Origin of the sequence: Micromonospora sp. MH33, from assembly GCF_003013775.1 — a bacterium.
Lineage (GTDB): Bacteria > Actinomycetota > Actinomycetes > Mycobacteriales > Micromonosporaceae > Micromonospora > Micromonospora fulviviridis.
This window is the reverse complement of record NZ_MUYZ01000264.1, coordinates 1-9,732: the sequence shown is the minus strand read 5'-3', so window position 1 is coordinate 9,732 and position 9,732 is coordinate 1. Positions and strand designations below refer to the sequence as shown.

Annotated in this window: 8 protein-coding genes and 2 pseudogenes; 7 read left to right on the top strand and 3 right to left on the bottom strand. The window is 75.2% G+C overall.

The window, feature by feature from the left end; genetic code table 11:
* Positions 1-96: 96 nt before the first annotated feature.
* The 7 genes and pseudogenes from B0E53_RS28405 to B0E53_RS28385 all read left to right on the top strand — a co-directional run.
* Positions 97-706: pseudogene (locus B0E53_RS28405) on the top strand (RtcB family protein); the annotation flags it as partial.
* Positions 703-794 (top strand): annotated as a pseudogene (locus B0E53_RS39765) (peptide chain release factor-like protein); the annotation flags it as partial. The pseudogenes B0E53_RS28405 and B0E53_RS39765, both read left to right, overlap by 4 nt.
* A 288-nt stretch (positions 795-1,082) precedes the next feature.
* A complete protein-coding gene (locus tag B0E53_RS28400; protein WP_246835645.1) occupies positions 1,083-2,264 on the top strand; it encodes an erythromycin esterase family protein in 1,182 nt (393 codons plus the stop codon).
* Between the two features lie 219 nt (positions 2,265-2,483).
* Positions 2,484-3,539, top strand: coding sequence for an ATP-dependent DNA ligase (locus tag B0E53_RS28395; RefSeq protein ID WP_246835644.1), 1,056 nt, complete (start codon positions 2,484-2,486; stop codon positions 3,537-3,539).
* Positions 3,540-3,662: 123 nt separating this feature from the next.
* Entirely contained in the window at positions 3,663-3,821 is a 159-nt protein-coding gene (locus tag B0E53_RS37950) for a hypothetical protein (RefSeq protein ID WP_168215430.1), read from the top strand.
* 266 nt (positions 3,822-4,087) lie between these two features.
* Entirely contained in the window at positions 4,088-5,023 is a 936-nt protein-coding gene (locus B0E53_RS28390; RefSeq protein WP_107078821.1) for a diguanylate cyclase, read from the top strand.
* 73 nt (positions 5,024-5,096) lie between these two features.
* Positions 5,097-5,924: a DUF72 domain-containing protein gene (locus B0E53_RS28385; protein ID WP_210406249.1), complete on the top strand. Its 828-nt coding sequence runs from the start codon at positions 5,097-5,099 to the stop codon at positions 5,922-5,924.
* 42 nt (positions 5,925-5,966) lie between these two features.
* On the opposite strand, the gene B0E53_RS28380 is transcribed toward B0E53_RS28385, so the two are convergent.
* The 3 genes from B0E53_RS28380 to B0E53_RS28370 form a co-directional block, all read right to left on the bottom strand.
* Positions 5,967-7,391: an ATP-binding protein gene (locus B0E53_RS28380; protein WP_107078819.1), complete on the bottom strand. Its 1,425-nt coding sequence runs from the start codon at positions 7,389-7,391 to the stop codon at positions 5,967-5,969.
* A gap of 55 nt (positions 7,392-7,446) precedes the next feature.
* A complete protein-coding gene (locus B0E53_RS28375) occupies positions 7,447-9,105 on the bottom strand; it encodes an FAD-dependent oxidoreductase (RefSeq protein ID WP_107078818.1) in 1,659 nt (552 codons plus the stop codon).
* A gap of 59 nt (positions 9,106-9,164) precedes the next feature.
* Positions 9,165-9,732, bottom strand: a 568-nt coding sequence (locus B0E53_RS28370) for a DUF3152 domain-containing protein (protein ID WP_107078817.1), incomplete at its 5' end; no start/stop codon positions are given.

The following is a 9,732-nucleotide window of genomic DNA, read 5'->3' as shown; positions in this document are numbered from 1 at the left end:
GCCCGGAAGGCCGCCCGGGCGGTGGCCGCCCCGGCCGGCGTGGAACCGCACCGTGATGTCCGACGCGGCGCCGCTGTCGAGGGTCTGCCAGGGGCGCACACCGAGGCGCACGGCGCCGGCCCCCGACCCGGCCGCCTACCTGGCCCGGCACGACGCCGCCGTGCGGTGGGGTTCGCTCAACCGGCGGCTGCTGGCCGCCCGGGTCGCGCACGCCCTGGGGGCGGAGCCCTCCGCGCCGATCGTCGACCAGTGCCACAACCTGGTCGAGGTCCGCGACGGCCGCTACCTGCACCGCAAGGGCGCGGCCCCCGGTGACGGCCGGGACGTGCTCGTCGCCGGCACCCGGGGCACCCCCTCCTACCTGGTGGCCGCGCACGCCGGGCCGGCCGCCAACCACTCGGTGGCGCACGGCGCGGGCCGCAAGATGTCCCGCGCCGACGCGCTGCGCCGCGGCCGGGCCAAGCACACCGTCGAGGAGCTGCGCCGCACCCCGCTGGGCTCGGTGGTGGTGTGCGGCGAACGGCAGTTGCTCTTCGAGGAGGCGCCCACCGCCTACAAGCGCATCGAGCAGGTGATCGGCGACCTGGTCGCGCACGATCTGGCCACCCCGGTGGCCACCACCGTCCCGCTGGTCACCTACAAGACACCCGACCTCAGCCCCCGGGCCGAGCGCCGGGACAACCGCCGCGGGCGGGGCCGCCGGTGAGCGTCCACCTGCTCGTCGCGCCGGACGGGGCCCGCAGGAGTGCGCCTGGGCGCTGGCCATGCTGCTGCCCCGCCTGGAGGCCGACGCCGCCGGGCGGGGGCTGACGACCCGTCCGGTCGAGACCGTGCCCGGCGCCCGGCCCGGCAAGACGCGGCGGCGCCCCGGCGACAGGGCCGGGCCGCCCGGCCACGCGCCCCGCGGTAGGCGACCTCGGCCGTGGCCGCGGGCCCGCCGATCGGCGCATGGCGGTCGCGGCAGCGGGTACCGCGCCGGGATGGGACGCTACGACGACGAGGTGACCGCGCTGGCGACACCCCTGACCGACCCGGGCAGCCTGGACGCGCTGCTGGACCGGGTCGGCGACGCCCGGGTGGTGATGCTCGGCGAGGCGACCCACGGCACGCACGAGTTCTACACCTGGCGGGCCGCCATCACCCGCCGGCTCGTCGAGGAGCAGGGCTTCTCGTTCGTCGCCGTCGAGGGCGACTGGCCCGACTGCGACCGGGTGGACCGCAGCGTACGCTGCCGCCCCGACGCCCCGGCCGACCCGCGTGCGGCCCTCGCCGCGTTCGAGCGGTGGCCGACCTGGATGTGGGCGAACGAGGAGGTCGCCGACTTCACCCGCTGGCTGCGCGACCGCAACGCGCGGGTGGAGGAGGCCGACCGGGTCGGCTTCCACGGCCTGGACGTCTACTCGCTCTGGGAGTCGCTCCGGGAGATCCTCACCTGGCTGCGGGAGCACGACCCCGACCAGGTGCCGGCCGCGCTGGCCGCGTACCGCTGCTTCGAGCCCTACGACGAGGACCCGCAGCAGTACGCCCTCGCCACCCGCTTCGTCCCGCACCGCTGCGAGGACGAGGTGGTCGCGCTGCTGGCCGGGCTCCGCGAGCTGGCCGCGGCCGACGGGCCGGGCCGCTTCGGCACCTGGCAGAACGCCGAGGTGGTGGCCGGCGCCGAGCGCTACTACCGGGCGATGGTCCGGGGCGGCCGCGAGTCGTGGAACGTCCGCGACCGGCACATGGACGACACACTCGACCGGCTCCTGGACCACTACGGTCCGGGCGCCAGGGCGGTGGTCTGGGCGCACAACACCCACGTCGGCGACGCCCGGGCCACCGACATGACCGACGCGGGCGAGGTCAACATCGGCCAACTGGCCCGGGAGCGGTACGGGGCGGAGCAGGTGGTGCTGGTGGGGTTCGGCACCCACGCCGGCACGGTGACGGCCGGTCCCGCCTGGGGCGCGCCGATGGAGACGATGACCGTTCCGCCGGCGCGCCCGCACTCGCTGGAGGAGGCCCTGCACGCCGCCGCGCCGGCCCGGGCGCTGCTGGTCTTCCCCCGCGACGAGCGGCCCGACCTGCTGACCCACGAGATCGACCACCGGGCCATCGGGGTGGTCTACCGCTCGCGGCGGGACAGCCCAGGCAACTACGTGCCCACCGTGCTCGGGGACCGCTACGACGCCTTCTGCTGGTTCGACACCTCCGAGGCGGTCCGGCCGCTGCCCACCCGGCCAGTGCCCGCCGAACCTGAGGCATGGCCGTCCGGCGTGTGACCCGCCGCGGCGGGTGGTTTCGGCAGGACCGTCCCGGGCCGCACCGTCCGGGCGGGCCTGGCGGCCGTGCCGGGTAACCCCGGACGTTCGACGGGCTGCCGCCCGGGTAACCGCGCCGGAGCCGACCGGGGAGGCCGGGATGTGCTCACCGGCCTCTCGCCCGGCTGATCGCCGGGCCGGTCCACGCCCCGCCGCGCCCGGATCCGCCACGGAGAGCCGATGCTGCGTCCACCGCTCACCCCGATGCTCGCCGCGCCGGTGGCGGACCTGCCCACCGGCCCGCACCTGGCGTACGAGCCGAAGTGGGACGGCTGGCGGACGCTGGCCTTCCGCGACGCGGACGGGGTGCACCTGCAGTCCCGGGCCGGCCGGGATCTCACCGGCTACTTCCCGGACGTAACCGGGACACTCCGGTCCCTGCCGGCCGGCACGGTGCTCGACGGCGAGCTGATCGTGTGGGCCGAGGGCCGCACCGACTTCGCGCTGCTCCAGCGGAGGGTGACCGCCGGGCGTGGGCTGGCCGCGCTGGCCGACCGCCACCCCGCCCACTTCGTGGCCTTCGACCTGCTCAGCGGCCCGGACGGGGAGCCGTTGCTCGACCATCCGCTGGCCGAGCGGCGCGACCGGCTGGCGGGGCTGCTCGACGACGCGCCCCCGGGGCTCGTCCTCTGTCCGCAGACCGGGGACCTCGCGGAGGCCCGAAAGTGGCTGCGGACCTGGACCGACGCCGGCGTCGAGGGGATCGTCGTCAAGCGGCGCGACGGCCGGTACGAGCCGGGGCGGCGGGGCTGGCAGAAGATTCGCGCCCACCGCACCGTGGAGACCCTCGTCGGCGGGGTCACCGGCCCGGTGACCGACCCGGACACGCTTCTCGTCGGCCGGTGCGACGACCGGGGTCGACTGCGCTACCTGGGGCGGACCCACCCGCTGCACCGGCAACAGCGCCGCGAACTCGCCGGGCTGCTCCGGCCGGCCGCCGCGCAGGGCCACCCCTGGCCCGAACCGCTGCCCGGCGGGTGGACCGGCCAGCTGAACCCGGCGCCGCCGCTGCCGTACACGCCGGTGCACCACGACCTCGTCGTCGAGGTGGAGGCCGACACGGCGTACGAGCACGGGCGCTGGCGGCACCGCGTCCGGCACCTGCGGCCCCGGCTCGACCTGGCCGCCGGCGACCTGCCCGTGCTGACCGACGGCCCGGAGGCGCTGGGCGGCCAACCAGGTGCCGACGGGCCGGACGGCGCAGGGGCGGACCGGCCGGACAGGCGCACCGGGTGAGCGGCCGGTCCAGCGGCATCCCCCGCGACGGCGGCCGAGACCGTTTGTTCCCGGCCGGCCCGGGAAGCCGACATCGGAGTGGCGCGCGGAGCCGCCCGCGCCAGTCCACGGAGGGAGCTCGACATGGGTGACCGCGATCGGTTGCACGAGATGCGGCAGCAGGCCCACAACGCGGGCATCGAGGGGAATTCCAAGATGACCGAGCAGGAATTGCGCGACGCGCTGCGGCGGGTCGGCAAGGGCGAACAGCCGCAGATGGCCAAGCAACAAGCCAAGCGGTGACATGGTGCGGTTCGGCGTCGGCATCCAGCGGTGCCGGCGCCGCCGTCAACCCAGCGCGACCTGATGATTCCCGTGCGTGATATGAACGGACGGTTAACGACTCGTCTCTTGACGGCCGGTTGATGCGCGCCATTGAATTTCGACGTGGTGAGCTGCCTCATCCGAGTGGCGTCCACACCGGCGGTCGGCGCGGTCGCGCCGGCTGATCGACGTCGTGCCCGCACCGGCGCGCTCGACCGAGCGTCGGGGGCCCGGTGGGCAGTGGGATGAGCGAGCGCCGCCGCCGCGCGCTGACCAGCGCGGCCCTGCACGCCGTCTCCCACGCGGTCGCCGTCGTCTACTGCCTCATGACGCTCACCGGGCCGAACCGGCCGCTGATGCTCACGGCGTACGGCTGCGGCCTGGCCGCCGGTGTCGTGGGTTCGTGGGCGGCGACCCGCGTGACCACGAAGGCGTCCGGCTACCGGGTCTCGTTCACCCTCCTGATGATGACGCTGGTGATCGCGGCGCTCGGCGCGCACTGGGACGGCGGGGTCACCTCGCCGGCGGCGCTCGGATTCGTGACCACGGCCGTGTTCGTGGCCGGCTACACCCCGCACCTGCGGCTGATGGTGGGGCTGGAGGTGCTCACCGTCGGGTCGTACGTCGTCGTCGCCGTCGCCGGTCCGCCGGCTCCCGCCGGTCACGTGTTCGTCTACCTGGCCGGCATGCTGGTCCTGGTCTCGGTCTGCTCCACGCAGACGCGAGCCCTCGCCCGGCAGCGGTCCCAGCTGCGCGCCCTGGCGTCCCTGGACCCGCTCACCGGTGCGCTGAACCGGCGTGGCCTGGCCGAACTGGCGACGTTCCTGTTCACCGGCTGCCGCCCCGGCCCGTCCCTGCTCTGCCTCGACCTGGACGACTTCAAGCTGGTGAACGACCGCCTCGGGCACGCCGCCGGCGACGACCTGCTCCGCCGGGTGGTGGCGACCACCCGGAACGTGCTGCGGGCCGAGGACGCCGTCGCCCGGCTCGGCGGCGACGAGTTCGTGGTGGTGCTCGGCGACGCCGACCGGGATTCGGCGCGGGCCGCGGCGGCCCGGATCGAGGCGGCGGTCCGGGGGCTGGCCGGCGTCAGCGTCGGCTCGGCCACCGCCCTGCGCCTCCGCCTGGCCGGCGATGGCCGGGACCGACCCGGCACGGGCGTCCGGACCCGGTTACCGTAGCCGCGGCGCGGGTGGCCGTGCCGGGCGGTCGAGCGGCGGGAGGGGTCCGATGCGCCTGCACGTGGGCTGCGCCATGTGGACGCACCGGTCCTGGCAGGGGCGTTTCCTCGCCCACCCGCTGCCGGCCCAGGATCGGCTGCGCGCCTACGCCGAGTGGTGCACCGCGGTGGAGGGGAACACCACCTTCTACGCGACCCCGACCCGGGAAACGGTGGCCTCCTGGGCCCGGCAGACCGACCCCGGCTTCCGCTTCGTGCCCAAGCTGCCGAAGGTCGTCACGCACGAGCGCCGGCTCACCGGCGCCGACGCGGAGCTGCGGGCCTTCCTGGACGCCGTCGAACCCCTCGGCCCGCGGGCGCACGCCCTCTGGGTGCAGCTGCCGGGCTCGTTCGGCCCCGGCGACGTGCCCGCGCTGGCCCGCTTCCTGCGCGGGCTGCCCACCACCCACCGGTACGCCGTCGAGGTGCGTCACCCCGCGTTCTTCTCCGACCCCGGCGCGGTACGCGCCTTGGAGGAGACGCTCGCCCGGGTCGACGCGGAGTGGATCCCCTTCGACACCACCGCGTTCTTCCGCACCCCACCGACCAGCGACGCGGAGCGGGATGCGTGGCTGAAGAAGCCGCGCCTCCCGCTGCGGACCCGGGCGCTGACCGACCGGCCGATCGTCCGCTACCTCGGCCGGGACGACCCGGCGCGGACGGTCGAGGGCTGGCAGCCGTGGCTCGACGTGGTGACCGGCTGGCTGCGCGAGGGCCGCTCGCCGACCGTGTTCGTGCACACCCCGGACAACGCCGACGCGCCCGACCTCGCGCGCCGCTTCCACGACCAGGTCCGGGCACGCCTGCCCGAGGTCGCGCCGCTGCCCGAGCCGGCGCCGGTCGCCCCTTCGACGCTGTTCTGAGGCGAGCCGCCTCGACGCGGCTCCGCGGCGAGCCGCGCCGGGTCAGGCCGGCGTCAGCGGCAGCAGCACGACAAACCGGGTGTCGCCCGGCTCCGACCGCACCCGGATGTCGCCGTGGTGCTTGTTGACCACGATCCGGTAGGAGATGTCCAGCCCGAGGCCGGTGCCCTCGCCGACGGGCTTCGTCGTGAAGAACGGCTCGAAGATGCGCGGCCGGATCTCCGGCGGGATGCCGGCGCCGGTGTCCCGGACCTCCACGATCAGCCGGTCCTCCTTGCGGCCGGTCCGGATGGTCAGCGTGCCGCTGCCGGCCATCGCGCCGAGCGCGTTGTCGATGAGGTTCGTCCAGACCTGGTTCAGCTCGGCGGCGTACGCCGGAACCGGCGGCAGGGCCTGGTCGTACTCCTTCACCACCCGCACACCGGGCGGGATCTTGGCGTGGAGCATGACCAGGGTGGCGTCGAGCAGGTCGTGCACGTCCACCGTCTGGTAGGGCGCCCGGTCCAGTTGGGAGTACTGCTTCGCGGCGCCGACCAGCCCGGAGACCCGGGTGACGGCGTCGTCGATCTCGCCCATCAGCAGTTCCGTGTCGATGGTGTACGTGATCCAGTGGATCGCCGACTCCAGGTCGTCGGCGCCGACCGCGGCGTCGACCTGGCCGAGCCAGCCGCTGTCGATGCCCCCGGCGATCAGCGTCGGAGCCAACTCCCAGGCGCCCCGGACGCCGTGGTCGTCGAGCCAGTCGGCCAGCTCGTCCTCGGCGTCGCTGGCCGCCAGCGGCGTGAGCGCGGGCGCGGCGGCGGCCCGCTTCACGGCCTCCTCCTGCAACGCGACGAGATCGTGCAGCCGCCGGCCGTCGAGCCGGCCGTCGGCGATCATGGCGAGCTTGTGCCGCATCTTCGCGACCCGGCCGCGCAGCGCCGAGGTGGCCCGCACCGCGGCCGCCGCCGGATTGTTGAGTTCGTGGGTGAGCCCGGCCGACAGGGCGCCCAGGGCCAGCAGCCGCTCCCGCTCGCCGACGATGGTCTGCGAGTTGCGCATCCCGATGAACAGCCCCTCCAGCAGGTGGGTGGCCATCGGGAACCAGCTGCGCATCGCGTCGGCGATGATCTGGGCGGGGAGCGCGAAGACCGCGCAGTCGGTCACCGCGAAGAGGCTGTTCAGGTAACGCTGCTCGGCCAGGTCGCCCACGTACGCCTGCATGGCGCCGCCGTAGACACCGGGCTGGCTGGTCCGGCTGATCTCGACCTCGTCACCCTGGACCCGGCGGTGCAGGGTCACGGTGCCGTCGAGCAGCACGTAGAAGCAGCTCGCCGGCTCGCCCTCGACGTAGACCGCCTCGCCGGCGCGGCGCCGCTCCACCCGGCCGTGCTCGGCCAGGTGCGCGAGCTGCTCCGGGGTGAGCGACTCGAAGAGGAAGAGGCGCCGCAGCTCGTCCGGGGTGAGCCGGTCGGTTCCGGTGGTCACTGTGCCTCCCTGGTTCGCGACTGCGGGGCTCGCAAACCCGGCTCACTCCTCGCGCTCACTGTGCCTCCAGGTAGCGGTGCACGAGCGAGACCGCCATGGCGCCCTCGCCCACGGCCGAGGCCACCCGCTTCACCGACTCGGCCCGCACGTCACCGGCGGCGAAGACGCCGGGCATGCTGGACTCCAGGTGGTACGGGTCGCGCGGCAGCGCCCAGCCGGCCGGCCGGCGGCCCCCGCGGGTCAGGTCCGGCCCGGTGAGGACGAAGCCCCGGCTGTCCCGGGCGACCGCGCCGTCGAGCCAGTCGGTGTGCGGCTCCGCGCCGATGAACACGAAGAGCCACGAGGTGCCGGCGCGCCGGGTCTCGCCGGTGCGGGTGTCGCGCAGGGTCACCTCCTCCAGGTGATCCCGGCCGGCGCCGCCGACCACCTCGGTGTACGGGTGGACCTCGATGGTGTCGATCCGGGCGATCTGCTCGATCAGGTAGCTGGACATCGACCGGGTCAGGTCGTCGCCGCGGATCAGCAGGTGCACCCGGCGGGCGTACCGGGAGAAGTGCACGGCGGCCTGGCCGGCCGAGTTCGCCCCGCCGACGATGTAGACGTCCTCCCCCGAGCAGCTCGGCGCCTCGCTGGCCACCGAGCCGTAGAAGCAGCCCCGGCCGGTCAGCTCGGCCAGCCCGGGCGCGGGCAGCATCCGGTAGGAGACGCCGGTGGCGAGCACCACCGTGTGCGCGGCGACGCTGCTGCCGTCGGCGAACCGGAGCACCCGCGCCCCGCCCGCGTCCTCCAGGGACACCACCTCGCGGGCGCTGAGCAGTTCGGCGCCGAACCGCAACGCCTGCCGGCGGGCCCGGTCGGTCAGCTGCGCGCCGGACACGCCGTCGGGAAAGCCGAGGTAGTTCTCGATCCGGCTGCTCTGCCCGGCCTGGCCACCGGTGGCCCGCCGCTCGATCAGCACCGTCCGCAGCCCCTCCGATGCGCCGTAGACGGCGGCGCCGAGCCCGGCCGGGCCGGCACCGACCACCACCAGGTCGTAAAAGTCCGCGGCCGGCGTCGTGGCCAGCCCGACCTGCGCGGCCAGGTCGGCCGTCGTCGGCTGCACCAGCGACTTGCCGTCGGCCGTCACGACCAGGGGTACGTCGTTCGCGGTCACCCCGGCCGCCGTCAGCAGCTCGGCGCCCTCCGGCTCGTCCGCGAGCACCCAGCGGAACGGCACGAGGTTGCGGGCCAGGAAGTCGCGCGTCGTGAACGACGGGGCGGACCAGCGGTGCCCGACCACACGCAGCTCGGGGGTCGCCGTGGCGGCGCCGGCCGCCCACGCCTCCAGCAGCTGGTCGAGCACCGGGTAGAGCTTCTCCTCCGGCGGGTGCCACGGCTTGAGCAGGTAGTGGTCGAGGTCGACCACGTTGATCGCGTTGATCGCGGCGTCGGTGTCGGCGTACGCGGTGAGCAGGACCCGGCGCGCGGCGGGGAAGAGGTCCATGGCGGCCTCGAGGAACTCGATGCCGTTCATCTGCGGCATCCGGTAGTCGGCGATCAGCACCGCCACCTGCTCGCCGCGGAGTTTCAGCTCGCGGAGCGCGTCCAGCGCCGCCTCGGCGGAGTCGGCCCGCACCACCCGGTAGCGGTCGCCGTAGCGGCGCCGGATGTCGCGGGCAACCGCCCGGGAGACGGCCGGGTCGTCGTCGACGGTGAGGATCGCGGGGTTGGGCATGGCGTCTACTAAAGCACCGTCACCGCTCAGCCCCCACCACGCGCCGTCCCCGCCCCCACTCAGCCGGGCCGGCCGCGCTCGCGGGGCGGCACCGGGTCGGCGTACGCCCCGGGCGGTCCCGCGTACCGCCGGCCGTGCGGATACGGCAGGGCGTTCGGCGTGCAGCCGTGCAGGCCCAGGGTCTGCTGCTGCATCACCGGCGCCGGACGGCCCGGGCCCGGGCACCGCTCGTGCCCGTGGCCGAGCCGGTGGCCGACCTCGTGGTTGACCATGTACCGGCGGTAGGTGGCGAGGCTCGCGCCGTAGCCCGGCACGCCGTCGGCCCAGCGGGCGACGTTGAGCACCACCCGGTCGCCGTGGCGACAGGAGGTGTAGCCGTCGGGGATGTCCCGGCACAGCTCGTCGCGGGTGCCGGGGGTGGCGAGATAGACGGTGAAGTCGGCCGGTTGGTCCGGCCCGACCCGGCGCAGGGCGAGCGTCCCGCCCGCGGTCCAGCCGTGCGGGTCGGTCAGGGTCCGGGTGACCTCCGCGGCGAAGTCGGCCGGCGGCAGCCCGTGGATGTCGCGCTCCACCGCGACCCGGTAGCGCAGCAGCCGGCCCGTACCCCTCGGGGCGACCGGCTCGGCG